This window comes from Isoptericola sp. Y541 (assembly GCF_059445465.1).
On sequence record NZ_JCAIUJ010000002.1, the window covers coordinates 1 to 25,492 of the forward strand.

Annotated in this window: 20 protein-coding genes; 5 read left to right on the forward strand and 15 right to left on the reverse strand. The window is 73.7% G+C overall.

The genetic code is table 11. The features are described 5' to 3' along the window. Window positions 1-384 precede the first annotated feature (384 nt). On the forward strand, window positions 385-987 hold the full coding sequence (locus AC1C2V_RS04795; RefSeq protein WP_495388455.1) for a GNAT family N-acetyltransferase: 603 nt from the start codon (window positions 385-387) through the stop codon (window positions 985-987). Between the two features lie 47 nt (window positions 988-1,034). Here the strand turns inward: AC1C2V_RS04795 and AC1C2V_RS04800 are convergent, their stop codons facing one another. The 6 genes from AC1C2V_RS04800 to AC1C2V_RS04825 form a co-directional block, all read right to left on the reverse strand. Continuing rightward, the gene (locus tag AC1C2V_RS04800; protein WP_495388456.1) at window positions 1,035-2,030 is read right to left on the reverse strand and encodes a sugar phosphate isomerase/epimerase family protein; all 996 of its coding nucleotides are present in this window, start codon (window positions 2,028-2,030) and stop codon (window positions 1,035-1,037) included. Window positions 2,031-2,114: 84 nt separating this feature from the next. Continuing rightward, complete coding sequence (locus AC1C2V_RS04805; RefSeq protein WP_495388457.1) at window positions 2,115-3,119, reverse strand: sugar phosphate isomerase/epimerase family protein; 1,005 nt, start codon at window positions 3,117-3,119, stop codon at window positions 2,115-2,117. A 76-nt stretch (window positions 3,120-3,195) separates the two neighbouring features. After that, window positions 3,196-4,389, reverse strand: coding sequence for a Gfo/Idh/MocA family protein (locus tag AC1C2V_RS04810; protein ID WP_495388458.1), 1,194 nt, complete (start codon window positions 4,387-4,389; stop codon window positions 3,196-3,198). 103 nt (window positions 4,390-4,492) lie between these two features. Next, the gene (locus AC1C2V_RS04815) at window positions 4,493-5,554 is read right to left on the reverse strand and encodes a substrate-binding domain-containing protein (RefSeq protein WP_495388459.1); all 1,062 of its coding nucleotides are present in this window, start codon (window positions 5,552-5,554) and stop codon (window positions 4,493-4,495) included. A gap of 98 nt (window positions 5,555-5,652) precedes the next feature. Continuing rightward, the gene (locus AC1C2V_RS04820; protein ID WP_495388460.1) at window positions 5,653-6,654 is read right to left on the reverse strand and encodes an ABC transporter permease; all 1,002 of its coding nucleotides are present in this window, start codon (window positions 6,652-6,654) and stop codon (window positions 5,653-5,655) included. Next, window positions 6,651-8,201 carry a sugar ABC transporter ATP-binding protein gene (locus AC1C2V_RS04825; RefSeq protein WP_495388461.1) on the reverse strand — a complete coding sequence of 517 codons (1,551 nt, stop codon included), beginning with the start codon at window positions 8,199-8,201 and terminating at the stop codon, window positions 6,651-6,653. The genes AC1C2V_RS04820 and AC1C2V_RS04825 overlap by 4 nt, the downstream gene beginning before the upstream one ends. A gap of 76 nt (window positions 8,202-8,277) precedes the next feature. Between AC1C2V_RS04825 and AC1C2V_RS04830 the strand changes: the two genes are divergently transcribed. Then, a complete protein-coding gene (locus tag AC1C2V_RS04830) occupies window positions 8,278-9,465 on the forward strand; it encodes an ROK family protein (protein WP_495388462.1) in 1,188 nt (395 codons plus the stop codon). A gap of 31 nt (window positions 9,466-9,496) precedes the next feature. Further along, window positions 9,497-10,399, forward strand: a complete 903-nt coding sequence (locus AC1C2V_RS04835; RefSeq protein WP_495388463.1) for a dihydrodipicolinate synthase family protein — start codon at window positions 9,497-9,499, stop codon at window positions 10,397-10,399. A gap of 89 nt (window positions 10,400-10,488) precedes the next feature. On the opposite strand, the gene ligA is transcribed toward AC1C2V_RS04835, so the two are convergent. After that, window positions 10,489-12,930 carry an NAD-dependent DNA ligase LigA gene (gene ligA, locus AC1C2V_RS04840; protein ID WP_495388464.1) on the reverse strand — a complete coding sequence of 814 codons (2,442 nt, stop codon included), beginning with the start codon at window positions 12,928-12,930 and terminating at the stop codon, window positions 10,489-10,491. A gap of 142 nt (window positions 12,931-13,072) precedes the next feature. Between ligA and AC1C2V_RS04845 the strand changes: the two genes are divergently transcribed. After that, window positions 13,073-14,569, forward strand: coding sequence for a flavin-containing monooxygenase (locus AC1C2V_RS04845; RefSeq protein ID WP_495388465.1), 1,497 nt, complete (start codon window positions 13,073-13,075; stop codon window positions 14,567-14,569). A 50-nt stretch (window positions 14,570-14,619) separates the two neighbouring features. On the opposite strand, the gene AC1C2V_RS04850 is transcribed toward AC1C2V_RS04845, so the two are convergent. Genes AC1C2V_RS04850 through AC1C2V_RS04870 form a run of 5 tightly spaced genes read right to left on the reverse strand, consistent with a single transcriptional unit; the run spans window position 14,620 to window position 18,666 of the window. Further along, on the reverse strand, window positions 14,620-15,849 hold the full coding sequence (locus AC1C2V_RS04850; protein ID WP_495388466.1) for a cytochrome P450 family protein: 1,230 nt from the start codon (window positions 15,847-15,849) through the stop codon (window positions 14,620-14,622). Next, complete coding sequence (locus AC1C2V_RS04855; RefSeq protein WP_495388467.1) at window positions 15,846-16,484, reverse strand: GTP-binding protein; 639 nt, start codon at window positions 16,482-16,484, stop codon at window positions 15,846-15,848. Before AC1C2V_RS04855 ends, AC1C2V_RS04850 begins: the two co-directional genes overlap by 4 nt. Next, complete coding sequence (locus tag AC1C2V_RS04860; protein ID WP_495388468.1) at window positions 16,465-16,818, reverse strand: DUF742 domain-containing protein; 354 nt, start codon at window positions 16,816-16,818, stop codon at window positions 16,465-16,467. Before AC1C2V_RS04860 ends, AC1C2V_RS04855 begins: the two co-directional genes overlap by 20 nt. Window positions 16,819-16,828: 10 nt before the next feature. After that, window positions 16,829-17,323 (reverse strand): roadblock/LC7 domain-containing protein, encoded by a 495-nt coding sequence (locus AC1C2V_RS04865; protein WP_495388469.1) that lies wholly within the window; start codon window positions 17,321-17,323, stop codon window positions 16,829-16,831. Continuing rightward, window positions 17,320-18,666, reverse strand: a complete 1,347-nt coding sequence (locus AC1C2V_RS04870; protein WP_495388470.1) for an ATP-binding protein — start codon at window positions 18,664-18,666, stop codon at window positions 17,320-17,322. Before AC1C2V_RS04870 ends, AC1C2V_RS04865 begins: the two co-directional genes overlap by 4 nt. 146 nt (window positions 18,667-18,812) lie before the next feature. On the opposite strand from AC1C2V_RS04870, the gene AC1C2V_RS04875 reads away from it, so the two are divergent. Then, on the forward strand, window positions 18,813-21,017 hold the full coding sequence (locus tag AC1C2V_RS04875) for a prolyl oligopeptidase family serine peptidase (RefSeq protein ID WP_495388471.1): 2,205 nt from the start codon (window positions 18,813-18,815) through the stop codon (window positions 21,015-21,017). An 82-nt stretch (window positions 21,018-21,099) separates the two neighbouring features. On the opposite strand, the gene AC1C2V_RS04880 is transcribed toward AC1C2V_RS04875, so the two are convergent. The 3 genes from AC1C2V_RS04880 to AC1C2V_RS04890 all read right to left on the reverse strand — a co-directional run bounded on the left by AC1C2V_RS04880 (window position 21,100) and on the right by AC1C2V_RS04890 (window position 25,455). Next, a complete protein-coding gene (locus AC1C2V_RS04880) occupies window positions 21,100-23,577 on the reverse strand; it encodes a glycoside hydrolase family 65 protein (RefSeq protein ID WP_495388472.1) in 2,478 nt (825 codons plus the stop codon). Next, window positions 23,574-24,308, reverse strand: a complete 735-nt coding sequence (locus tag AC1C2V_RS04885) for an HAD family hydrolase (RefSeq protein ID WP_495388473.1) — start codon at window positions 24,306-24,308, stop codon at window positions 23,574-23,576. Before AC1C2V_RS04885 ends, AC1C2V_RS04880 begins: the two co-directional genes overlap by 4 nt. 97 nt (window positions 24,309-24,405) lie before the next feature. Further along, entirely contained in the window at window positions 24,406-25,455 is a 1,050-nt protein-coding gene (locus tag AC1C2V_RS04890) for a uroporphyrinogen decarboxylase/cobalamine-independent methonine synthase family protein (RefSeq protein ID WP_495388474.1), read from the reverse strand. Between the last annotated feature and the right edge of the window lie 37 nt (window positions 25,456-25,492).

Sequence of the window (25,492 nt, forward strand, 5' to 3'; positions counted from 1 at the left end):
CTATCAAACACACTGTTGAGTTCTCAAACAACCGACGCACACCCACAAGACCAGGACCTTCGTCCTGACCCCGCCGGGGGCAACTCCTCAAACTTACCAGACTCTTTCCGGCCGATCCAACCGCCCGTTCCCGGGCAACGGCTCGTCCGACTCGACGTCGGGAAGCCCCCAGATCGCGTCTCGGGGCACACGAAGCGACCCGATCCTCGAATGGAGTTCCAGCCCCGGTCGGCCACTCGAGCACCGGTCTCCCGGGCTGTGCTCTTCGTGTCCGTCTCCCTGTCGGGCTGACTTCGTAGAACTTACACGCTCCTCGGGCCCGGACCAACTCCGCCGGCGGTGACGCGGGGCACACACCCCCGGAGGCAGGGCTAGATTCGCGCGGTGACGGCCTCTTCGCCCCTCGTTCCGTCGCCCGGCCACGTGCTCGTGCGCCCCGCCCGTGCCGAGGAGGCTGCGGACGTCGCCTGGCTCGCCGCGCTGACGTTCCCCCTCGCGTGCCCGCCCGCGACACGGGTAGCCACGATCGCCGCGCACATCGCGGCGCACCTGAGCCCCGAGTGCTTCCGGGCGTGGATCGCCTCGGACCGCCACGCGCTCCCGGTCGCCGTCGGACCGGGCTCCGGCCGGCTGCTCGGCTACGCGCTCGTGGCGTTCGGCGAGCCGGACGGGCAGGCAGAGCGCGACGTGCTCGGCGACGCGGCCGGCCCGGGGCCGTACGCCGAGCTCTCCAAGATCTACGTCCATCCCGACGCGACGGGATCCGGTGTCGCGGGGCTTCTCCTCGACGACGTGGTCCGCGCGGCCGGGCGCCTCGCCCCCGACCCCGGCGCTGCCCCGCACCTGTGGCTCGGGACGAACGGCCAGAACCTGCGCGCCCAGGCCTTCTACCGCAAGCACGGTTTCGAGGTGGCGGGGACGCGTACCTACGACGTCGGCGGCGTGGAGCACGACGACGTCGTGATGATTCAGCGTCGCGACGCCTGACGGCGCCGGTCCCGGTCCGCTCCCCGGAGACCGGCCGCCGCCTCCCGTCAGTGCCGGCCGGGACGGGCGCGCAGCGCGAGGATCGCGTCCGCGCTGCGCTCGGCGTTGCCCAGGGAGTCCACCGGGTGCGGAGGCTCGGCGACGGTGGCCGCGTTGTCCTGCTCCCAGATCCCGTGCTGCTGCCCCGAGCCGTGCAGGGCGCTGAGGAACGACCGGTAGTCGAGGTCGCCCACCCCGAACTCGACGATGTCGTAGCCGTTGGCCGACGTCGGGTTCACCCGGCCGTCCTTGAGGTGGAACATCGGATACCGCTTCCGGTTCGCCAGCACGTACTCGACCGGCTCGAAGCCTGGGTAGAGGTACCGCCCCACGAAGGCCCAATACACGTCCATCTCGAGGAACACGGCGCGCGGGTCGGTGTTCTCGAGGAACACGTCGTACAGCCGCACGGACGGGTCGTCGGTCGCGAACCCGAACTCGTGCTGGTGGTTGTGCTGGTAGAACTTCAGCCCGCGCGCGGCGGCCGCCGCGCCGAAGCCGTTGAACTGCTCGGCGGCGGCCAGGTACCCGGCGACCGTCCGCACGTTGGTGGGCGCGTTCGCCGTGCCGACGTGCCGCATCCCCAGCGTCTCGGCGATGTCGAGCTCCGCCTCCAGGTTCGCGGCGAAGTCGCCGATCCCGCGGTGCGAGCCGACCGCGGCCAGGCCGTTGTCGTCCAGCAGCGTGCGGATCTGCGCCGGCGTGATCGCACCGACGGTCCCCTGCGTGTAGCCGGCGAACTCCACCTCGGCGTACCCGATCTGCGCGAGGCGCTCGAACACGGCGCGGAAACCCAGGGAGGAGACCTTGTCGCGGATCGAGTACAGTTGGATGCCCAGCTTGCCCGGGGGCACGAGCCGGCGACCTCCCCCGCCGGCCCCGGCCGCCGCCGCGGGAAACGCCGCAGCGGCCCCCGCCCCGGTGACGGTCGCGGCTCCGACCGCGACGGTGGACCCCGCCAGACGCAGGAACGTCCGGCGGTCGAGCTCGGTACGACTGGTCATGCTGATCTCCTTTGATCAGGACGCCGGACCACCCGGCGCCACGCTGTCGTCGTCCAGGCTGGGTCGGCCGCGTCGCCGCGTGGGTCAGCGGCGCTGGGAGAACGCGGCGTCGAACGCCGCCGCCGGCGGGTCGAACGCGAGCCCGCGCACGAACTCCAGAGCCTGGCGCGCGCCGACCAGGCGGTCCATTCCGGCGTCTTCCCACTCGATCGAGATCGGCCCCGCGTACCCGATCGTGTTGAGCATCCGGAACGCGTCCTCCCAGGGCACGTCCCCGCGCCCGGTGGAGATGAAGTCCCAGCCGCGTCGCGGGTCCGCCCACGGCAGGTGGGACGCCAGCCGCCCGTTGCGGCCGTTCGTCATGCGCTTCTTGGAGTCCTTGCAGTCCACGTGGAAGATGCGGTCGCGGAAGTCCCACAGGAAGCTCACCGGGTCCAGGTCCTGCCACACCATGTGCGACGGGTCCCAGTTGAGGCCGAAGGCCTCGCGGTGCCCGATCGCCTCGAGGGTGCGCACCGTCGTCCAGTAGTCGTACGCGATCTCGCTCGGGTGCACCTCGTGCGCGAACCGCACCCCGACCTCGTCGAAGACGTCGAGGATCGGGTTCCAGCGGTCCGCGAAGTCCTGGTAGCCGGCTTCGACCATCGCCTCGGACGCGGGCGGGAACATGGCCACGTACTTCCAGATCGACGACCCCGTGAACCCCACGACCGTGTCGACCCCCAGCCGGGCCGCCAGCCGCGCGGTGTGCTTCATCTCCTCGGCCGCGCGCTGCCGCACCCCCTCCGGGTCGCCGTCGCCCCATACGACGTCGGGCAGGATGTCGCGGTGCCGCGCGTCGATGGGGTCGTCGCACACCGCCTGGCCCTTGAGGTGGTTGGAGATCGCGTGCACCGTGAGCCCGTGCCGCTCCAGCAGGTCCAGCCGGGACTGCACGTAGGCGTCGTCGTCCCATCGCCACGGGTCGAGGTGGTCGCCCCAGCAGGCGAGCTCCAGCCCGTCGTACCCCCAGCCGGACGCGAGCCGGGCCACCTCCTCCAGGGGTAGGTCGGCCCACTGGCCCGTGAACAGGGTGATCGGTCGTGACATCGAGATGCTCCTTCTCAGCGGGTTTCGACAGGTTCAACCAGCGACGTGGGTTGCGACAGGCTCGGTTTCGACAGGCTCAACCGGCGAGGTCGACCCAACCGCTGCCGCCGGTGGAGCTGCGCTCGACGGCGTCGAGCACCCGCTGCACGGCGAGGCCGTCGGCGAAGGACGGCGTCGGCTGCTTGCCGGCCGCCAGGTCGCCGACGAGGTCGACGACCTGATGGGTGAAGGCGTGCTCGTAACCCAGGCCGTGGCCGGCCGGCCACCAGTGCCCGCCGTAGGGGTGCTCCGGCTCCGTCACGACGATGCGACGGAACCCCGCGACCTGGGCGTCGTCGCTCGCGTCGAAGAAGTGCAGCAGGTTCATGTCCTCGAAGTCGAAGGCGACCGAGCCCCGGGTCCCGTTGACCTCGAGCCGGATCGCGTTCTTGCGACCCCCGGCGTACCGGGTGGCCTCGAAGCTGGCGAGCCCCCCGCCCGCCAGCCGCCCGAAGAAGACGGCCGCGTCGTCGACCGTCACCGGGCCGGTGCCCTCCCCCGCCTCGCCGGACAGGCCGGAGAACGACGCCGGCACCGGGCGCTCGTGCACGAAGGTCTCGAGCATCCCGGCCACGCCGACCAGCCGTTCGCCGGTGACGAACTGCGCGAGGTCGACCACGTGGGCGCCGATGTCGCCCAGCGCGCCGGAGCCCGCCTTCTCCTTGTCGAGCCGCCACGACAGCGGCGCGTCGGGGTCCGTGAGCCAGTCCTGCAGGTACTGGGCCCGCACGTGCCGCACCTCGCCGATCCGCCCCTGCTCGACCAGGCGACGCGCGAGCTGGATCGCGGGGACGCGGCGGTACGTGAAGCCCACCGTCGCCGTCACCCCGCGCCGGGCCGCCGCGTCGGCGGCCGCCACCATCGTCTCGGCCTCGGCCACCGAGTTCGCGAGCGGCTTCTCGCACAGCACGTGCTTGCCCGCCTCGAGCGCCGCGACCGCGATCTCGGCGTGCGTGTCGCCCGGGGTGCACACGTCCACGAGGTCGACGTCGTCGCGCGTGAGCAGCTCCCGCCAGTCCGTCACGGCGTCCTCCCAGCCGAGCCGGTCCGCCGCCGCGCGGACCGCCTGAGGGTCGCGGCCCGCGACGACCCGCATCCGGGGGGCGAGCGGCAGGTCGAAGAACCGCGGCGCGGTCCGCCAGGCCTGCGAGTGCGCCGCACCCATGAACGCGTATCCGACCATCCCGACGCCCAGCGTCGGAGTCCCCCCTGCTGGAGCGTGCTCGGCCATGCTGCCCTCCCTGTCCTGCGGTGGCGCACCGGCCGGCCCTGGGAGCCGGCCGGTGCCGTCCGTCGTGTTCCCGGTGGTCGTCAGTCGTCGTCGATCGGCCCGGTCAGGACCGGAAGCCGATCGGCAGGTACTGGTCGACGTTGTCGGCCGTGACGACCGGTGCGTAGAGCTGCGTGGTGCGCGGGACGCCCGCCGAGACGAGGTCCCCCATGTTCTTGTCGTGCACCACGAGCCGGGCCAGCTTGATGCCGTCGGCGGCCTGCGTCGACGGGTAGACGACGGTGGCCTGCAGCACGGAGTCGTCGGCCTTGATGTGCTCCATCACGTCGAGGGAACCGGCGCCGCCGACCATGAAGAACTCGTCCCGGCCGGCGTTCTCGATGGCGGCCAGGACGCCGACGCCCTGGTCGTCGTCGTGGTTCCAGATGGCGTCGATCTTCGGCTCCGCCTGCAGGAGGTTCGACGTGGCCGTCTCGCCGCCCTGGACGGTGAAGTCCGCGGCGACCCGGGCGTCGACGTCCAGGCCGCAGTCGGACAGCGCGTCCTTGAAGCCCTTGCTGCGGTCCTGGGTGAGCGGCAGCGAGTCGATGCCCGCGATCTCGGCGACGACGGCGTCGGGGTTGTCCCCGAGCTGCTCGCAGATGTACGTGCCGGCGCTCACGCCCATCCCGTAGTTGTCGCCGAGCACCGTGGCGCGTGCCGCGAACGGGCTGGAGAACTCGCGGTCCACGTTGATGACGGGGATCCCCGCGTCCATCGCCTTGGTGGCGACCTCGGTGAGCGCCGCACCGTCGAACGGGAGCAGCACGATGGCGTCGACGCCGTCGTTGATGAACTGCTCGATCTGGCTGATCTGGACGTTGACGTCGTTGGTGGCCTCCGCCTGCCGGAGCTCGACGTCCGAGTACTGCTCGGCGGTGTCGACGGCGGACTGGGTGATGGCGCCCATCCAGCCGTGGTCGGCTGCGGGGGCGGAGAAGCCGATGACCATCTCTTCCCCCGGCTCGTCGTTGCCCTCGGCCGCGACCTGCGGTGCGGCCGAGCCCTCGTCCTCGGGGGCCTCGTTGCTGGTGCAGCCGGCGGCGAGCAGGACGGCGGTGGTGGCCACGGCGGCCAGCGCGGCGGTGCGCCGGCCACGGTTGAAGCGTTCGGTACGTGCGGACATGTGATCCTCGATTCGGTCCGGCCCCGCCGGGCGGGTGGCCCGGTGCGGGGTGGTGCGGTGCGGGGTGGTGCGGGGAGATGCAGGGAGGTGCGGCGGCGTCAGGTGGACGATCGTTTGGCGAACCGCTGCTGGATCAGCACGGCGGCCACGATGATCACGCCCTTGGCGACGTTCTGGGCGGAGATCGACAGGTTGTTGATCGTGAAGACGTTGGTGAGCATCGCGAAGATGACGACGCCGATCACGGTGCCGACGATGGTGCCGCGCCCGCCGATGAGCAGCGTGCCGCCGACGACCACGGCGGCGATCACCTCGAGCTCGAGATACATGCCGTGCGTGGAGCTTCCGGCCGTGGTGCGGCCGAGCATCATCACGCCCGCGATGCCCGACGTGAGCCCGGACAGCGCGTAGACGTACAGCAGGTGGCGCTGCACCTTGATGCCCGCGAGGCGCGACGCCTCGATGTTGCCGCCCACGGCCACCGTGCGCCGTCCGAAGGTGGTGCGGTTGAACAGGAACCAGCCGGCCACGGCGACCACGGCGAAGATCCACACGAGCACCGGGACGCCGATGAAGTCGGCGCGGAAGAAGTCCAGGAACCCGTCCACGCCGACGACCTGCGTCTGCCGGCCGGAGATCATCTCCGCGAGGCCGCGGGCGGCGATCATCATCGCGAGGGTGGCGATGAACGCCACGACCCTGCCGTAGGCGATGATCAGGCCGTTGATGAGGCCCGCCGCGGTGCCCACCGCGAGCGCCGTGAGCACCATGACCGTCCAGTGCACGTCCTCGGCCATCGTCTGGGTGGCGAGCGTGCTGGCCCACACGGAGGTGAGGCCCACCAGGGAGCCCACCGACAGGTCGATGCCGCCCGCGGTGATGACGTACGTCATCCCGATGGCCAGCACGCCGGTCACCGACGCGAGCCGGAGGATGGTCATGATGTTGTCGATGCTGGCGAAGCGCTCGCCGCCCGTGATCACGCCGACGACGGCGACGAGGGCCAGGGCCACGACGAGCCCGACGGTGCGCCCGGCGGGGCCGGACAGCCACGAGGACCGCGACTCGGCCGCGGGTGGTGCGTCGACCTGGGTGCTCATGCGGCGGTTCCTTCCATGACGAGGTCGAGCACGCGGTGCTCGTCGATGTCCTGCGCGGGTGCACGGTGCACGACGCGTCCTTCGGAGACCACGAGCACGTGGTCGGCGAGCCCCAGGACCTCCGGGATCTCGCTGGAGACGACGACGACCGCTGTCCCGGCGTCGGCGAGCCGGCGCACCAGGGCGTAGAGCTCGGACCGGGCGCCGACGTCGACGCCACGGGTGGGCTCGTCCAGGAGCAGCACGTCGCAGCCGTGCACGAGCCACCGGCCGAGCAGCGCCTTCTGCTGGTTGCCGCCCGACAGGGTGCGGGCGGTGCGGTCGACGTCGGCGGGCCGCAGGTCGAGGGCAGAGACCTGCTCGCGCGCCGCCGCGCGCTCCGCGCGCTCGTCGAGCCAGCCGCCCCGGGCGATCCGGGCGAAGGTGGACAGGGTGATGTTCTTGTAGACGGGCTCGTCGAGGACGAGGCCCTGGCTCTTGCGCTCCTCGGGGCACAGCCCGATGCCGGCGCCCACCGCGGCGTCCACCGAGCCCGCACGCAGGCGCCGGCCCTTGACCGTCACGCTGCCCGCGGTGCGCCGCCGGGCGCCGTAGAGCGTCTCGAGGATCTCCGAGCGCCCGGCGCCGACCAGGCCCGCCAGGCCGACGATCTCGCCGGCCCGGACCTGGAAGGACACGTCCTCGAACGTCCCGGCGAGAGCAAGCCCTTCGACATCGAGCACGACGGGCGCGTCCTGGGGGACGCCCGGCCGCGCCGGGAAGGCGTACTCGACGGTCCGCCCGGTCATGAGGCGGATCAGCTCGACGGTCGGCGTCGTGGCCGGCAGGTCGCGGCCCACCGTCCGCCCGTCCTTGAGCACGGTGATGCGATCGCCGATCTGGCGGATCTCCTCCATGCGGTGGGAGATGTAGACGACGGCCACCCCCTGCGCGGTGAGCTCGCGGACCACCCGGAAGAGGTTCTGCACCTCGCCCGCGTCGAGCACGGCGGACGGCTCGTCCATGACGATGACGCGCGCGTCGTGGGAGAGCGCCCGCGCCATCGACACCACCTGCTTGCCCGCGGCCGACAGGCGGCCGACCTCGCGGTGCGGAGAGATCTCGGGGTGGCCGAGCCGCGCCAGCAGCTCGCGCGTGCGCCGGGTCGCGTCGCGCCGCTGCGTGAACCCGCCGCGGTCGAGCTCGTGGCCGAGGAAAACGTTCTCCGCGACGGTGAGCCCGTCGACCACGTCGAGCTCCTGATAGATGGTGGCGATGCCGTGCCGCAGCGCCGCGACCGGGTGCGGGACGACGACCTCGGCGCCGTCGACCAGCACCCGACCGGCGGTGGGCTGGTGCGCGCCCGCCAGCACCTTGATGAGGGTCGACTTGCCGGCGCCGTTCTGACCGAGCAGGCAGTGCACCTCGCCCGGCAGCACGTCGAGGTCCACCCCGTCGAGCGCCTTGGCGCCCGGGAAGTGCTTGACGATCCCCTCCATGCGCAGCAGAGGGACCGGGGCGTCTCTGTCCTCGGGCGTTGCCGCGTCGTCGCGGTCCACGTCGACCATGGGTCTGAACCTAGGACCCCTTCTGTCGAGCGTCAAGCAAAAGATGCGGGTGAACCGGTCGTGATTGACTACGGCCATGACGGAAGGTGCAGGCGCCGGCCCGCGGACGTCCGGGGCGGGCGAGATGTTCCAGCTTCTGCGCGACGGGCGCGCCCGGACGCGGGCCGAGCTCGCCACCCTCACGGGGCAGGCGAGATCCACGGTCGCCGGGCGCATCGACGCGCTCATGGCCACCGGGCTCATCGCCCCGGCCGGCGAGGCGACCTCCACCGGGGGACGCCCGCCTGCGACCTTCGCGTTCCACCCGTCGTCGCAGGTGGTGCTGGGCGTCGACCTCGGCGCGACCCATGCGCGGCTCGCCGTGACGGACCTCGCCTCGACCGTGCTCGCCGAGCTGGACGCCCCGCTCGCCATCGCGGACGGGCCGGGGCCCGTGCTCGAGTGGGTCGCCGAGACGGGGCGCAAGCTCCTCGAGACCGCCGGCCGCGACCTCGCGGACCTCGCCGGGGTGGGCGTCGGGCTGCCCGGGCCCGTCGAGCACGCCACCGGCCACCCGAACAACCCCCCGATCATGCCCGGCTGGGACGACGCGGACGTGCCAGGGATCCTCCGGGCCCGCTTCGACGCACCCGTGCTCGTGGACAACGACGTCAACATCATGGCGCTCGGCGAGCACCGCATCGCCTGGGCGGACGTCCCGGACCTCATCCTCGTCAAGGTCGCCACGGGCATCGGCGCCGGCATCATCGCCGACGGCGCGCTGCGGCGCGGCGCGCAGGGCGCGGCGGGCGACATCGGGCACATCGCCGTCCCCGGGGCCGAGGACATCGTGTGCCGCTGCGGCAACGTGGGCTGCCTCGAGGCGATCGCGAGCGCGCAGGCGCTGGCCTCCCACCTCCGGCAGGAGGGCCTCGACGTCGCCGGCCCGGCCGACGTCGTCGCCCTGGTGCGCGGCGGCGACGTCAGCGCCGGGCGGGCCGTGCGGCAGGCGGGCCGCGAGATCGGCGCCGTGCTGGCCTCCACCGTCAGCCTGCTCAACCCGTCGGTGATCGTGCTCGGGGGCATCCTCGCCGAGGCCGGCGAGCACCTGATCGCCGGGATCCGGGAGGTCGTGTATCGACGGTCGCTGCCGCTGGCCACCCAGCACCTGCGCATCGCCGTGGCCCGCACCGGTGCGCAGGCCGGCGTGCTCGGGGCCGCCGCGATGGCCTCCGACCACGCGCTCTCCACCGAGGCGGTGGAGGCGCTCACCGCGAGCGCCTGACCACCGCGGGCACCGCCGTACGATGCGCGGCATGACCACCACGACCGCACCGTTCACCGGGCTGCTCGCGTACCCGATCACACCGTTGCACGACGACGGGACGCCCGACCTCGATGCGCTCGCCGGTCTCGTCGACCGCGCCGTCGCAGCCGGGGTGGACGGCGTCACGGTGCTGGCGACCTCCGGCGCCGGGGTGTCGTTCGACGGCGACGAGCGGGACGCCGTGGTGCGCGCCGCCGTCGACGCCGCTGGCTCGCTGGCCCCGGTGTACGCGGGCGCGGCGGACGCGTCCGCTCACCGCGTCGTCGCGCACGCCCGGGCCGCCGTCCGGTCCGGCGCCGCGGGGCTCGTCCTCCCCCCGTTCTCCTACCTGCCGCTCGACGACGCCGACGTGGGCGCGCTCTTCGCGCGGGTCTCCGCCGCCGTGCCGGGTACCCCCGTGTGCTTCTACAACAAGCCCGTGCAGCTCGGGTACGACGTCTCGGTGGAGCTCCTCGGGCGCCTCGCCGCCGAGGGCGTGGTGGCCGCGGTCAAGGACCCGGCGTCGACGGCGGCCCGGCCGGCGGGCCGGGTGGCCGCGCTCCGCGCCGCCGGCCCGGGCGTCGCGGTGGGGCTCAGCGGGGACGACGCGCTGGTCGGGGCGGCCGAGCCGGCCGACGCCTGGCACACCGGGCTCGCGGCCCTCGCGCCGGCCGAGTACGTCGCCGTCCGGCGTGCCAGGGTGGCGGGCCGGGACGACGACTCGGCGGCGCGGGCGTGGCTGCTCGAGGTCGCGCACGCGGTCGCCGCGACGAGGCGGCCGATCGCGGCGTTCCACGCGCTGGCGAACCTGCTGGGCGCGCCCACCGCGCCGCCGCGCGACGCGCTGGTCCCGCTCGCCGCCGCCGACGAGGGGCCCCTCCGGGACGTCGTCGCCCGGCGCCCTGACGCCTGACGGGCCCGCCGAGCGCAGGGGCCGCGCCGCGGAGGGCCGGGAGCGAGGTGGTCGGAGCGTCGAGCACCCGCGCAGCGTAGCCGCGGGCGTCAGTCGCCCTCGTCGCCGTCCGGAGCGTCGCCCACCGTGCCGTCCAGGCCGCCGTCCAGCGCCGCCGGGCCGGCCTCGAGCAGGCGCGTGAACCCGTCCTCGTCGAGGACCGGCAGGCCGAGCTCCTCCGCCTTGGCCGCCTTCGTCCCGGCGTTCTCGCCCACGACGACGTAGTCGGTCTTCTTCGAGACCGACCCGGCAGACTTGCCACCCGCGGCGAGGATCGCCTCCTTCGCCCCGTCGCGGCTGTAGCCCTCGAGCGAGCCGGTGACCACGACCGTCAGGCCGGCGAGCGGTCCGGTCGGGCCCTGGTCGGCCTGCGCCGCCATGGCCTCCGGGCCGGGGTGCCCGGGCGTGGCGAAGCGGACCCCGGCGCGCTCCCACGCCGCGACGATCTCCCGGTGCCAGTCCACCTCGAACCAGTCCAGCAGCGCGTCGGCGATGATCGGGCCCACGCCGTCGACCGCGGCCAGCTCCTCGCGCGAGGCCGCACGGATCGCGTCGAGCGAGCCGAACCAGTCCGCGAGCGCCCGGGCCGCGACGGGCCCGACGTGCCGGATGTTGAGGCTGACCAGGATGCGCCACAGGTCCTTCGTCTTGGCGCGGTCCAGCTCGAAGACGAGTGTCTCGGCGGTGGTGGAGGGCCCGTAGACCGGGAAGTCCTTGCGGACCCCGGCCGCGCGGCGCTCCGCCGGCGTCGCGTCCTCGTACCCCGGCGGGTAGGTGCGGCTGACGACCTTCTGGAACGGCCGGACCACCTTGGCGCTGGTGATCGAGCCGTCCGACATGGTGACGTCGGCCGACTCCCCCCGGCCGTCGCTCGGCCGCGGCAGCCCGGTCTCCGGGTCCCGGACGACCACGCGGATGGGGGCGAGCTGCTCGATCGTGAGGTCGAAGAGGTCCTTCTCCGTGCGCAGGGGCGGCTCCTTCGGCTCCAGCGGCTGCGTGAGCGCGGCGGCCGTCACCTCGCCCAGCGCGTCGACGTCGAGCCCGCCCCGCGAGCCGATGTGCTCCACGCGCCCGCGCACCTGCGCCGGGCAGGTCTCGGCGTTGGGGCAGCGCAGGTCGACGTCGCCCTCCTTCATCGGGCGCAGCGGCGTGCCGCACTCGGGGCACCGGGCGGGCATGACGAAGTCCTCGCGGGGGTAGCCGTCGTCCGCGAGCGCCGCGACCGGGCCGAGGATCTCGGGGATCACGTCGCCGGCCTTGCGCAGCACCACCATGTCGCCGATGCGCACGCCCTTGGCCCGCACCACGTCCTGGTTGTGCAACGTGGCCTGCCGCACGGTGGAGCCCGCGACCTTGACCGGCTCCATCACCGCGTACGGCGTCGCCCGGCCCGTGCGCCCCACCCCCACCTGGATGGCCAGGAGGCGGGTGTTGACCTCCTCCGGCGGGTACTTGTACGCGATGGCCCAGCGCGGCGCGCGGCTGGTGGCGCCCAGGCGGCGCTGGTCGGCGAGCGCGTCCACCTTGACGACGATGCCGTCCAGCTCGTGCTCGATGGAGTGCCGGTGCTCGCCGTAGTAGTCGATCATCTGCTGCACGCCGTCGAGGCCCTCGACCACCCGGTTGTGCGGCGAGACCGGGACGCCCCACTGCTCGAAGAGCGCGTACGCGTCCGACTGGCGCCCGAGCTCGGCGTGCTCGCCCTGGGTCCACTGCAGGGCGCCCACCCCGTGCGCGTACATGCGCAGGTTGCGGCTCTCGGTGACCTGCGGGTCCTTCTGCCGCAGCGAGCCCGCCGCGGTGTTCCGCGGGTTGGCGTACGGGTCCAGACCCGCGGCGACGAGCTTCTCGTTGAGCGCCGCGAAGTCGTCGACGCCCATGAAGACCTCGCCCCGGACCTCGATGACGTCCGGGTGCGTGGCCGGGTCGCCGCCCAGGCGCTGCGGGATGGTCGCGATGGTGCGCACGTTGGCGGTCACGTCCTCGCCCGTGCGACCGTCGCCGCGCGTGGCCGCACGCACCAACCGGCCCTTCTCGTAGAGCAGCGCGATCGCGAGGCCGTCGATCTTGACCTCGCACAGGTACCCGACGCGGTCGTCGGGCCCGAGGCCCAGGTCGCGGTGCACGCGCGTGGCCCACGCGGCGATGTCCTCGGCGCTGAACGCGTTGTCGAGGGACAGCATCTGCTCCAGGTGCTGGACCGTCGCGAAGCCCGCCGCCGCGCGGCCGCCCACCCGCTGCGTCGGAGACTCCGGTGTGACGAGCGCCGGGTGCGCCGCCTCCAGGTCCTGCAGCTCGCGCATGCGCCCGTCGTACTCGGCGTCCGAGACCTTCGGCGCGTCGTCCTCGTAGTACGCGCGCTGGTCCTCCTCGACCAGCGCGACCAGCTCCGCCCAGCGGCGCTGGGCGCCGGCCTCGTCGCGCACGGTCTCGTCGAGCGCAGTCTCGTCGAGCGCAGTCTCGTCGAGCGCAGTGGGTTCGATGTCGGTCACGGGCCCATCTTGCCGCGTCCCGCCGACACCGGCCGTACCGACGCCGGGGCCGTCGGCCCCGCCACGGGACCTATCGCGCGGACTGTCCGGACCGCTACGATTCTGGCGATTCGGCCCTTATCGACCGACAGCAAGGACGACCATGAAGATCGCCGTCGTCGGCGCCGGCTTCGCCGGCCTGGCCAGTGCCAAGGTGCTCCGCGAGTTCGGGCACGACGTGACCGTGTTCGACAAGACCCCCGACGTCGGCGGCGTGTGGAGCGCCAGCCGCCGCTACTCCGGGCTCACGACCCAGAACAACAAGGGCTCGTACTCCTTCTCCGACCTGCCGATGCCCAAAGACTTCCCCGAGTGGCCCAGCGGCGAGCAGGTGCAGGCCTACCTGGAGCAGTACGTCGAGCTGCACGACCTGGGCGGCACGCTGCGCCTGTCGACCGAGGTCGTGCAGGCCGAGCTCACCCCGGCCGAGGACGGCTGGCTCGTCACCGCGCGCCGGGCCGGCGAGGCGGTGGGCGATCCCGAGCCGTTCGACCACCTCGTGGTCGCGAACGGCATCTTCTCCGACCCCGTCATCCCCCGGTTCGAGGGGCTCGCGCAGCTCCTGCGGGCGGGCGGCAAGGTCGTCGCCGCGAGCCAGCTCACCTCGCTCGAGGACGCGCGCGACAAGCATGTCGTCGTCGTGGGCTACGGCAAGTCCGCCTGCGACGTCGCCGCGGAGCTGGGCCAGGTCGCGGTCAGCACCCACGTGGTGGCGCGACACCTGCTGTGGAAGCTGCCCAAGAAGCTGGGCAACGCGCTGAACTACAAGTACCTCCTGCTCACCCGCCTCGGCGAGGGCCTGTTCCGTTACCAGACCCTTGAGGGCGGGATGGAGCGGTTCCTGCACGGGCCCGGCGACGGCGTCCGCCGGTCGATGCTCTCCGGCGTCAGCTCGGTCTCCACCAGGCAGCTGCGCCTGAAGGAGCTCGGCCTGGTGCCCCGCGGCGAGTTCGCGGACATCGCCCGGTCCTCGGCGTCGCTCGCCACCGACGGCTTCTTCGAGCAGGTCCACGCGGGCGCGATCGTGGTGCACCGCGACACCGAGATCGAGCGCCTGGCGGCGGACGACGACGGCGCCCCCGTCGCCGTGCTCGACGACGGGACGACGACGCGCGCCGACCTCGTGGTCTGCGGCACCGGCTTCCACCAGCGCGTGCCGTTCCTCGACGACGACCTGCGGGCCCGCCTGCTCGACGACCGGGGGAACTTCCAGCTCTACCGGCAGGTGCTGCCCCACGACGTACCCCACCTGACCTTCGCCGGGTACAACTCGTCGCTGTTCAGCCCGCTGTCGGCCGAGATCGGCGCCGTGTGGACGGCCGCCTACCTGGCCGGCGCCCTGCGGCTGCCCCCGCTCGAGGTCCGCCGCGAGCACGTGGCCGGTCGCGTGGACTGGATGGAGAAGCGCACGGAGGGCAAGCACGCCCGCGGCACCAACGTCATCCCGTTCTCGCTGCGCCAGGTCGACGAGCTGCTGGACGATCTCGACGCGCGCCTCCCCGCGCCCACGCGCGCCGCCCAGTGGCTGCTGCCGGTGGTCCCGAAGGCGTTCCGGCACGTGTCGACCCGGATCCGGGAGCGCGTCGCGCAGCACGCGTGACCCGCCCGCCGCGGGCTCCCGCTCCGCACGAGCCGCGAGATCAGTCGCAGTCAGACGAAGCGGACCGGGAGCTCGCGCGGGTGGCGCACCCACGCCGAGCGCACGGGCAGCACGTCGCCGGGCGCGAGCATCAGCTCCATGTCGGCGGCCCGGGCGAGGAAGTGCCCCACCACCGTGCGGGTGATGACCGGCGCCGTGCGGTGCGCGGGGCACGCGTGGGCGCCCGTGCCCCAGGTGAGGTGGAACCGCGAGTCGACCTGCTCCCACGTGTCGACCGCCTGGACGGCGCGGTCGGCGTTGGCGGCGGCGACGGCCGGCACGACCGCGTCGCCGGCGGCGACGGCCTGGCCGCCCAGCTCGCCGTCGGTGAGGGCGTAGCGGGGCCGCAGGTGCGGCAGCGGCGGCGTGTCGCGGGCGACCTCGTCCAGGGCGTCGTCGAGGGAGAGCCGGCCACCGTACAGCCGGGCCGCGAACGCCGGGTCCGCGAGCACGCGCTGCAGGGCGGTGGCGATCCAGGCGATCTCGGCGTCGTGCGCCGTCTGGAAGAGCAGCGCGACGGCGCCCATCACCTCCAGGTCGTTCGCGTGCCCGGGGTGGGCCAGCAGCGCCGACGTGAGGTCGTCGCTGGGCTCGGCGCGGCGGGCGGCGACGAACCCCGCGAGCAGGTCCTCGGCCTCGGTGGCGGCCGCGTAGGCGTCCTGGGTGCCCGACCGCTGGGCCACGGTGAGCTCGTGCAGTCGACGCGCGTCCGCGAGCGTCATGCCGAGCAGGTCGGCCAGCACGCGCACGGGCACGTCGACGGCGTACTGGGCCACCATGTCCGCGCTGCCGCGGGCGGCGAGCCGGCCGAGCACGGCGGTGCACGCGACGTCCACCGTCCGCACGACGCGCTTCTCCTCGAGCGCGTCCAGGGCGTCGGCCAGGGGCGCGCGCAGGCGCCGGTGCTCGGCTCCGTCGCGGTCGTGGGCGCTGTCGCGCTGCGCGAGCACGGCCCGCGTCGGCGAGCGCCAGGCGACGAGCCGCTCGGCCTCGTACCGCCAGTGGCGGGAGTCCCGGGAGAACAGCGCCTCGTTGCGCAGCACGGCGGCGACCTCGGCGTGCCCCAGGGCCAGCCAGGCCGGCACCCCCGGCTCGAGGTCGACCGGCGCGAGCGCGCCCCAGCGCGAGCGCAGGGCCTCGTAGCTCGCCCGCGGGTCCACGGCACCGGCCAGGTCCGCGAGCAGCGGCCGATCGGCGACGTCCTCGAGACGCACGACTCGCACCGCGCCGGTGAGGCTCACGCGGTCGCGCTCCCGCCGCCCGCGCGGCGCACGGCGTGCGCGACGAGGGCCTTGAGCGCCTCCACGGCCTGGCGGCGTTCGCGCAGGTCGCCGGAGACGACCGGTGTGCCCGGCGGCAGGTCGAGGGCGCCGCGCACGGCGTCTACGCCGTAGCGCGGCGCGTCCGGGAACTCGTTGACCACCACGGCGATCGGCAGCCGCGTCTGCTCCTCGAGCTGGTCCAGCACCTCGAAGCTGTCCTCCAGCCGGCGCGTGTCGACCAGGACGAGCGCCCCGACGGCGCCCTCGGCCAGGCCGGCCCACAGGTCCCAGAAGCGCCGCTGCCCCGGCGTGCCGAACAGGTAGAGCGCGGTGGTCCCGCCCACGGTCACCCGGCCGAAGTCCATCGCAACCGTCGTCGTCGACTTCGACCCGAGGAGGGGGTCGACGCCGACGCTGGCGGCGGTGACGGTCTCCTCGGTGCTGAGGACGGGGATCTCGCTCACGGCGCCGATGAGGGTGGTCTTGCCGACGCCGTAGGAGCCCACCACCAGCACCTTGACCGACCGCTCGACGGTCGACGCCAGGTGCCGGGCGCTGCCGGGATCAGAACCTGTCGGGTCCGGACCCGTGCGATCAGAATCGCTGGAGCCCATCGAGCACCTCCTCCAGCAGGCCGAGTCCCGGCAGGTCGTGCTGCGCGTGGGAGCGGATCGCCAGGTAGCCGGAGTCGACCAGGTCGGACACCAGCACCGCCACGAGGCTCGTGGGCAGGTGCAGGTACGCGGCGAGCTCGGCCAGGGCGAGCGTGCCCCGGCAGGTCTCGAGGAGGGCGCGCTCGTGACGCCCGGCGCCGACGGGCAGCTCGCGCCCGTCGTCCACCGTGCGCAGGAGCGTCTCGGGCCGCAACGTGTTGCGGGAGGGATGCGCGCGTCCGCCGGTCAGGACGTACGAGCGCACCGGATGGTCGCGGTAGCCGTCCGTGGGCATCGGGTCTCCCTCAGTGCTCGAGCGAGGGCTCGGACGGGGAACCGGGCATGGTCTCGAGCGTGGTCTCGAGCGGGAGCGCGACCGACGGCCCGACCGGGTCGGTGCCGAGCGTCCGCTCCCCGATCATGAGGACCTGGGCCTGCATCTGCTGGGCCACGAGCCCGGGGTCCACGGTCGCGTCGGTCACGACCGCGAGCCGCGACCCGTCGCCCGCACCACGGACGAAGAGGAAGCCGCCCTCGAACTCCACGAGCACCTGGCGCAGCCGGTCCCCCGCGCCGAACTCCCGGCCCATGCTCATGCCGAGGGCGATGAGGCCCGCGCAGGCCGCCGCGACCTTGTCGGCGGAGTCCGGGTCGGTGACGTCCGTGCGGACCTTCACCAGCCCGTCGGAGCTGAGCACGACGGCGTGCCGCACACCACGCACCCCGGCCACGAGGTCGAGCATCCAGCTGTCGGGATGCGCGATCCCGAGCGGCGTCGTGCCGGTGGTCTGGGTGGTCATCTGTCCTCCGAGTTCCCGTCCGTCACGGTCGACGGCTCCTGGGCGTGGTGATCGGTCGCGAAGAACGCGCCGATCCATTCGCCGGCCTGCTCCGCGGTCTGGTCAGCGGTCTGGTCGGCGGTCTGGGCAGTGGGGGTCCGGGCCGGGGCGAGAGCGGCCGGGTCGACGGCGCCGCGCCTCGCGCGCCGCTGCGGGAGCGCCGGCGGCGCCACCGGTTCCGGCGGCACGGACGACGGCGCGAACGAGAGTGCCGCAGTCGTCCGGGCCTCGGGCACGACCGCGCGATCGCCCCACGCCTCGTCGACGCTCGGGGCCAGCGCCTCCGGTGCCACCGCGGACGTGGTGGTCAGCTCGCCGGGGACCAGCACGACGGCCCGCAGGCCCCCGTAGACGGACTCCATCAGGTCCACGCGCAGGCCGAGCAGGCGCGCGTACGCGCCGACGACGGCCAGGCCGGTCTGCGGGACCTCGCCGAGGTCCGCGATCCCCACCGGGCGCTTGCCCGACGCGACCTCCCGCACCCGCTCGAGCTCACGCGGGGCCATCCCCACGCCGCAGTCGTCGACCTCGATGACGGCGCCTCGCTGCACCTGCCGGATGGCGACGAGGACCTGGGTGTTCGGCGGGGAGCACTGGGTGGCGTTCGCGAGCAGCTCCGCGACCACGTGCGCGAGCGGCTCGATCGCCCGCCCGAGGACCGCCAGACCCGGGTCGCCCGAGACGTCGATGCGCTGGAAGGCGGTGATGCGCCCGGCGGCCGCCCGGACGACGTCCGGCAGGGCCAGCGGGTCGTCCCAGGCCTGGCCGGGCCGGCGGCCGCAGAGGGCGACGAGGTTCTGCGCCTGCCGCGCGTGCTGGGCCGCGGCGTGGTCGATCCGCATGGAGGTGTGCAGCACGTCCGGGTCCGCCGCGTGCCGCTGCACCATGCGCGCGGCCTCCTCCTGGATGCGGTGCGCCGAGGCCTGGACCTTGCGGCCCAGCGCGACGACGGCGGTCTCGACCGCGGCCCGCTGGTCGTCGTGCGCCTCCTGGGCGCCCGCCAGCGCCGTCGTCGCCTCCTCGAGGGACCGCGCGCTCGCCGCCAGGCCCGCCGCGAGCTCGTCGCGGAACGCGAGACGGGCGGACTCGGCCCGCCGGGCGGCCAGCGACAGCGCTACCGCCGCGACCACGACGAGGACGGCCGCCAGGGCGGCCAAGGCCCATCCCGTCTCGCGCGCCACGGGTTCCCCCGCGGCACCCCCGAGCACCGGCACGGCCGCGACGCAGAGCACCGCGGCCCCGGCGCAGAGCTGTCCGATGACGCGCGCGCTCGCGCCCGGACCGGCAGAGGTCGTCGTACTCACCGCACCCCCGTGGGTGAAAGGGGCGAAACCCCTGGAACGTCCATAGCGGGATCAATCCCCTGACCAGGAGTTTCTACCACGGGCGCCCCCCGGTTGGAAGAGGACCTGCCGCCGGAGTGCCTGGCCCGGAGGTTATCGTGCCGACCATGACCGCCGAGCGTCTCGAGACCGTCCCGTCCACCGCCGCACCGACCACCCCGCTCGACCCCGGAGCGCCCGACCCGTTCGCGTGGCTGGAGGACGTCGAGGGCGCGGACGCGCTCGCCTGGGTGCGCGCGCGCAACGACCACGCGCACGCCACCCTCGGCGCGGCCGAGGGCTTCGCGGCCACGGAGGCGGCGGTCCGCGAGGTGCTGGACTCCGACGAGCGCATCCCCGACGTGTCGCGGATCGGCGACCACCTGTACAACTTCTGGCGCGACGCCGAGCACGAGCGCGGCCTGTGGCGTCGCACCACCCTCGAGGAGTACCGCACCGACGACCCCGCGTGGGAGACGGTGCTCGACCTCGACGCCCTCGCCGCGGCGGAGGCCGAGAGCTGGGTGTGGCACGGCGCCTCGCTGCTGCGCCCCACCCCGGAGCAGCTCGCCGCGGGAGAGCCCTGGCGCCGCGCGCTCGTGGACCTCTCCCCCGGCGGGTCCGACGCCGACGTGACGCGCGAGTTCGACCTCGTGGACAAGCGGTTCGTGCCGGCGGCCGAGGGCGGGTTCGAGCGCGACACCGCGCGGGCCGACGGCCACACCGCCAAGGGCGGGCTCGCCTGGGCCGACGAGGACGCCGTGTACGTCTTCACGGACTTCGGGCCGGGCACCATGACCCCGTCGGGCTATCCGCGGGTCGCCAAGCTCTGGCGGCGCGGGACACCGCTGGAGGCCGCAGTCGTCGTGTACGAGGGCACCGACGACGACATGTACATCTCGGCACGGCGCTCCCGGACGCCGGGCTTCGAGCGCGACGTCGTGAGCCGGTCGATCGCCTTCTACCGCTCGGAGACGTACCTCGTCGAGCAGGTCGGCACGCCCGAGCAGCGGCTCGTGAAGATCGACGTGCCCGAGTCGGCTGAGGTCGGCTTCCACCGCGAGTGGCTGCTGGTCGAGCTGCGCGACGACTGGACCACCGCCGGCACCACGTACCCCGCCGGCTCGCTGCTCGCTGCCCCCGCGGACGCGTTCCTCGCGGGCTCGCGCGAGCTCACCGTCCTGTTCGAGCCCACGCCGTCGACCTCCCTGGTCGGGGCCGCCTGGACGCGGCACCACCTGGTGGTGAACGTGCTCGACGACGTGAAGAACCGCCTGCACGTACTCACCCCGCCCGCCGGGGCGGGCACGGCGCCCGGCGAGCCCTGGACCCGCTCGACGCTGCCCGTGGGCAGCGACCTCGTCACCGTCGGCGCTCGCGCCGTCGACCCGGTGGACGGCGACGACGTCTGGCTCACCACCACCGGCTACCTCACGCCGTCGACCCTCGCGCTCGCGACCGTCCGCGGCCCCGAGGACGAGCCGGCCGAGCCCGAGCCGCTGAAGGCCGCCCCCGCGTTCTTCGACGCCGACGGCATGGTCGCCGTCCAGCACTTCGCCACCTCCGACGACGGCACCCGCGTGCCGTACTTCGTCGTCGGGCGCGAGGACCTGGTGCGTCCGGCCGACCCGACGCTCCCGGGCGCGGCGCCGACCCTGCTCTACGGGTACGGCGGCTTCGAGATCCCGCTGCTGCCCGGCTACTCCCCCGCGGCCGGCCGCGCGTGGCTGGCCCGCGGCGGCGTGCACGTGGTGGCCAACATCCGAGGCGGCGGCGAGTACGGCCCCGCGTGGCACCAGGCCGCGCTGCGCGAGCGCCGCCACAAGGCGTACGAGGACTTCGCCGCCGTGGCCCGCGACCTCGTGGCTCGCGGCATCACGACCCCCGCGCACCTGGGCGCGCAGGGCGGGTCCAACGGCGGGCTGCTTGCCGGCAACATGCTCACGCAGTACCCCGAGCTGTTCGGGGCCGTCGTGGTGCAGGTGCCGCTGCTCGACATGAAGCGGTACTCGCACCTGCTCGCCGGCGCGTCCTGGGTTGCCGAGTACGGCGACCCGGACACCGCGGACTGGGAGTTCGTCCGGACGTTCTCGCCGTACCACCTGTTCGACGCCGACCGCGACTACCCGCCGGTGCTGTTCACGACGTCCACCAAGGACGACCGCGTGCACCCCGGCCACGCGCGCAAGATGGCCGCGCTCATGCTCGCTGCGGGGAAGGACGTCACCTCGTACGAGAACATCGAGGGCGGGCACGGCGGCGCGGCCAACAACGCGCAGGCCGCGCACATGTCCGCGCTGGCCTGGACGTTCCTGCGCGAGCGCCTCGCCTGACGTCGCTGGTCGAGCCTGCGCCGTCCTGAGCCTGTCGAAGGGTCGAGTCCCCGGTTTCGACAGGCTCGACCAGCGGTGACGGTCAGGAGTGCGGCACCCTCGCCGTGATGAGGGTGCCGTCGTCGCGACGGTTGCCGGAGAGGGCGCGCAGGCTCGGGCGTCCGGGCCGCACGGCCCCCTGACCGTCGAGGGCGACGCGCACGGGGTCGCCGGGCGTGACCTTCACCTGCTCGCCGCGCACCGTGACCTGCGCGCCGTCGCCGGTCTCCGCCACGAGCTCGATCTCCTCGGGCCGCACGGTGATGCGCAGGCGCGAGCCGTGCCACGTCACGCGGAACGTCAGCCCCTCCCAGCCCTGCGGCAGCCGCGGGTCGAAGGAGAGCTCGCCGTCGTGGTCGCGCATGCCGCCGAACCCGAACGCCAGCGCCGTCCACGTGCCCCCGGCCGAGGCGACGTGCACGCCGTCGGCCGCGTTCGAGTGCAGGTTGGCCAGGTCCACGAGCAGCGAGGACACGAAGTACTCCAGCGCGAGCTCGTGGTAGCCCACCTCGGCCGCGATGATCGACTGCACGACGCCGGACAGCGTGGAGTCCCCGGTGGTCAGCGGGTCGTAGTACTCGAAGTCGGCGAGCTTCTCCTCCGCGGTGAAGTACTTGCCCTGCAGGAACAGCGCGAGGACGACGTCCGCCTGCTTGAGGACCTGGTACCGGTAGATCACCAGCGGGTGGTAGTGCAGCAGGAGCGGGCGCTTGGTGACCGGCGTCGCCGCCAGGTCCCACAGCTCCCGCTCCAGGAAGTGCGAGTCCTGCGGGTGGATGCCGATGCTCTCGGCGTACGGGATGGACATCTTGTCGGCCGCACGGTTCCACTCGGTGGTCTCGTGCACGCCCAGGGAGAGTCGTTCGGCGAGCCGTGCGTAGTCCTCCGGGAAGTCCGCGCGCATCTGCTCCACGACGAGTGCCGCCGCCCGCAGGTTGAACCTGGCCATGACGTTGGTGAACAGGTTGTCGTTCACCACGGTCGTGTACTCGTCCGGCCCGGTCACCCCGTGCACGTGGAAGTTGTCGTCGCCGTTGGCGCGCCAGAACCCGAGGTCCTGCCACATGCGGGCGGTCTCCACGAGGATGTCCGCCGCCTCGCGACGCAGGAAGTCCCGGTCGTCGGTGGCGCGCACGTACTGCACCAGCGCATAGCTGATGTCGGCGTCGATGTGGTACTGCGCCGTGCCCGCCGCGTAGTAGGCGGACGCCTCCTCGCCATTGATGGTGCGCCACGGGAAGAGGGCGCCCTTCTGCGACAGCTCGCGCGCCCGGCGGCGCGCCGCGTCGAGCATCTGGTAGCGGAACCGCAGCGCGTTCCGCGCGAACCGCGGCGACGTGTACGTGAGGAACGGGAGCACGTAGATCTCGGTGTCCCAGAAGTAGTGCCCGGAGTAGCCGCTGCCGGTGAGCCCCTTGGCGGGGACGCCGGAGCCCTCCGCCCGCGCGGTGGCCTGCGCGAGCTGGAAGAGGTTCCACCGCACCGCCTGCTGGATCTCCGGGCGGCCCTCCACCTCCACGTCGGACCGGTCCCAGAAATCGTCCAGCCACCGCCGCTGGTGACGGAGCTGGACCTCGATGCCGCCGTCCCGGACGCGGTCGAGCGTGCGGCGGCAGCGGTCCACGAGCTCCCGCGCCGGGACGCCGCGCGACGTGTGGTACGTGACGACCTTGGTGAGGCGGATCGGGTGCCCCGCCTTCGCGTCGACGCGGAAGACGTGCTTCGCCAGGTCGTCGTCCACCTGGGTGCGCACGTCCCACTCGTCCTGCGTCTCCAGGTGGTGGTCGGCCGCGACCGCGAGCGTCATGCCCGAGTTGGTGCAGCGGTAGGAGAGCACGAGGCGCTCGTCGTCGCCCCACCGGGTCTGCGGCCGCAGCACCCGACCGGCGAACTGCTCGGCCCGGCGCGGGTCGAAGCCCTCGCCGAGAGAGGCGTCCGGCACGTGGTACTCGTCCTGCCCGTCCTGGCGGTTGAGGATCTGCGAGGAGAGCGCGACGGGGCCGTCGGCGTCCAGCAGCGTGACCTCGAACGTCATGAGGGCGAGGTGCCGCTCGACGAACGAGACCATGCGCTGCGAGCTGATCTTGACCCGCTTCCCGGACGGGCTGCGCCACAGGATCTCGCGGCGCAGCACGCCGTCGCGCAGGTCGAGGGAGCGCTCGTAGTCGACCAGGTCCGCAACCGGCAGGAGCAGGGGCTCGTCGTCCACGTAGAGCCGGATCACCTTGGTGTCCGGCACGTTGACGATGGTCTGGCCGACCTTGGCGAAGCCGTACGCATCCTCGGCATGCCGGATCGGCCAGGTCTCGTGGAAGCCGTTGATGAACGTGCCGTGCGCGTGGGACTCGCGGCCCTCCTCGACGTTGCCCCGCATCCCGAGGTAGCCGTTGGCGACGGCGAACAGCGACTCGGTGACGCCCAGGTCCTCGGCGGAGAACTTGGCCTCCACGAGGCGCCACGGCTCGGCGGGGAACCGGACGCGGTCGACGGCGCGCTGCTCGTCTGCGGTGCGGTGAATCATGCGGACTCCCCCTGGAGGTCGAGGACGGACGCGTCGAGCTCGCCCAGGTCGGACACGACCCGGTCGGCGCCGTGCGCGGAGAGCGCGTGGGCGCCCACACCCCGGTCGACGCCGAGCACGAGGCCGAACAGGCCGGCGGCGCCCGCCTGCACGCCCGACAGCGCGTCCTCCACCACGACAGACTCCGCGGCGGGCACGCCCAGCAGGGCCGCGGCGCGCAGGTAGGTGTCGGGGGCGGGCTTGCCCGGCAGGTGCTCACGCGCCGCGACGTTGCCGTCGACGACGACGTCGAACCGGTCCGCAAGGCCCGACGCGGCAAGCACGGCGGGAGTGTTGCGCGAGGACGACACGACGGCGACCTGCGCCCCCGCCGCCGTGACGGCGTCCAGGAAGCGCACGGACCCCGGGTACGGGGCGATGCCCTCGTCCGCGAACATCCGGTTGACGATCTCGTCCTTGCGGTTGCCCAGCGCGCACACGGTGTCCTCGCCGGGTGCGTCGTCGGACGAGCCGCGCGGCAGCTCGACGCCGCGGGAGGCGAGGAACGTCGCCACGCCGTCGTACCGCGGCTTGCCGTCGATGTGCGCGAAGTAGTCCGCGGCGGTGTACGGCGCCAGGCCGCGGGCATCGCACCAGGGCGCGAAGAGGCGCTCCCACGCACGCATGTGCACCTCGGCGGTGGGTGTGAGCACGCCGTCGAGGTCGAACAGCACGGCTCGCAGGGAGGTCACGGGGAGTCCTTCGCAGGTCGGGGACAAGTCGGACACGCCGAGCGGACGCAAGCACGACGCCGAAGATCAGCCTACGCAGTTCCCGGCAGCCGCCGCGTCACGCGGCGGCGCGTTCCGCGAGCGCCTCGGCCACCCGGCCGAGGTTGGCCAGCTCGGCGCGATGCTCGTCGACGGTGCCGGGCCGCCGTCGCGACCCCGCGAGCAGGGTGACGTCGGCGAGCCCCGCCGCGGGCAGGCCGATGCGCCGCCAGGGCTCGGCGACGAGCCGGACCAGCTCCGCGAGCTGGGGCCCCGAGCACTGCGACACGGTCGCGGGCGGCAGGCCCGCCCACAGGCCGAGGCCCCGCTCGCTCGCGCGGGCCAGGAGCTCCCAGGCCCGCTCGTTCCAGCCCGCACCTTCATGACCGCTGCCGACGTCGGCGAGGTCGAGCCCGACGGCGTCCGCGCCGGCGAGCGCCACCGGCGGCACGCCGACCCACGTCGCGCCGAGGTGCACCACGACGCGGGCGCCGGCGGCGTGCGCGGCGTCGATGACGGGCTGCAGCCCCTCCACGATCTCGGGCCCGGGCACGGCGCGCAGGCGCGAGAAGCCCGAGAAGCTCGGCAGCACGCCCGCGTGCACCTGACCGAGCAGCCGCTCGGTGAGCTGCACCACCGGCTCGGCCCCCGGCACCTGGGCGCGCACGTCGGCGACGTGGGCGCGGACCGCCTCACCCAGCGCGTGGGACAGGTCGCGGCGGGCGCCGGTGTCGGCGAGGACGCGGTCGCCGCGTGCCGACCAGAGCTCCGCGGCGAGGGTCCACGGTCCGACGAGCTCGACGGCGAGGGGGCCGTCGTGACCCACGGCCGCCACCGCCAGCGCGGACAGGTCGTCGCGCAGCATCGTCTCGGCCCGGCGCAGGTCCGCGCCGGGGTGATCGGCCAGCTTCCAGCCGTGCGGGCCGAGCTCGACGGGCATCTCGGCGAGCAGGGCCGCCGTCCGCCCGACGGCGTCGGCGCCCGGCCCCCGGCCCGTGAGCTGGGTGAGGAACGGCAGCGCGTCGACCCCCGTCGGCAGGGACGCCAGGTCGTCGAGGACGGTCTGCTGCGCGGACAGCTCGTCGCGCACACCGCCGGGCCACGGGCCGTGCCCGGAGACCGTCGTCATGAGTTCATCGCTGAGATGTCGAGTGGGTTGTCGGGCA

Excerpts from the sequence above, each read along its gene's own strand:
- AC1C2V_RS04800 (WP_495388456.1), bottom strand. The coding sequence starts at position 2,030 with ATGACCAGTCGTACCGAGCTCGACCGCCGGACGTTCCTGCGTCTGGCG.
- AC1C2V_RS04805 (WP_495388457.1), bottom strand. The coding sequence starts at position 3,119 with ATGTCACGACCGATCACCCTGTTCACGGGCCAGTGGGCCGACCTACCC.
- AC1C2V_RS04810 (WP_495388458.1), bottom strand. The coding sequence starts at position 4,389 with ATGGCCGAGCACGCTCCAGCAGGGGGGACTCCGACGCTGGGCGTCGGG.
- AC1C2V_RS04815 (WP_495388459.1), bottom strand. The coding sequence starts at position 5,554 with ATGTCCGCACGTACCGAACGCTTCAACCGTGGCCGGCGCACCGCCGCG.
- AC1C2V_RS04820 (WP_495388460.1), bottom strand. The coding sequence starts at position 6,654 with ATGAGCACCCAGGTCGACGCACCACCCGCGGCCGAGTCGCGGTCCTCG.
- AC1C2V_RS04825 (WP_495388461.1), bottom strand. The coding sequence starts at position 8,201 with ATGGTCGACGTGGACCGCGACGACGCGGCAACGCCCGAGGACAGAGAC.
- AC1C2V_RS04830 (WP_495388462.1), top strand. The coding sequence starts at position 8,278 with ATGACGGAAGGTGCAGGCGCCGGCCCGCGGACGTCCGGGGCGGGCGAG.
- AC1C2V_RS04835 (WP_495388463.1), top strand. The coding sequence starts at position 9,497 with ATGACCACCACGACCGCACCGTTCACCGGGCTGCTCGCGTACCCGATC.
- AC1C2V_RS04845 (WP_495388465.1), top strand. The coding sequence starts at position 13,073 with ATGAAGATCGCCGTCGTCGGCGCCGGCTTCGCCGGCCTGGCCAGTGCC.
- AC1C2V_RS04855 (WP_495388467.1), bottom strand. The coding sequence starts at position 16,484 with ATGGGCTCCAGCGATTCTGATCGCACGGGTCCGGACCCGACAGGTTCT.
- AC1C2V_RS04860 (WP_495388468.1), bottom strand. The coding sequence starts at position 16,818 with ATGCCCACGGACGGCTACCGCGACCATCCGGTGCGCTCGTACGTCCTG.
- AC1C2V_RS04865 (WP_495388469.1), bottom strand. The coding sequence starts at position 17,323 with ATGACCACCCAGACCACCGGCACGACGCCGCTCGGGATCGCGCATCCC.
- AC1C2V_RS04875 (WP_495388471.1), top strand. The coding sequence starts at position 18,813 with ATGACCGCCGAGCGTCTCGAGACCGTCCCGTCCACCGCCGCACCGACC.
- AC1C2V_RS04880 (WP_495388472.1), bottom strand. The coding sequence starts at position 23,577 with ATGATTCACCGCACCGCAGACGAGCAGCGCGCCGTCGACCGCGTCCGG.
- AC1C2V_RS04890 (WP_495388474.1), bottom strand. The coding sequence starts at position 25,455 with ATGACGACGGTCTCCGGGCACGGCCCGTGGCCCGGCGGTGTGCGCGAC.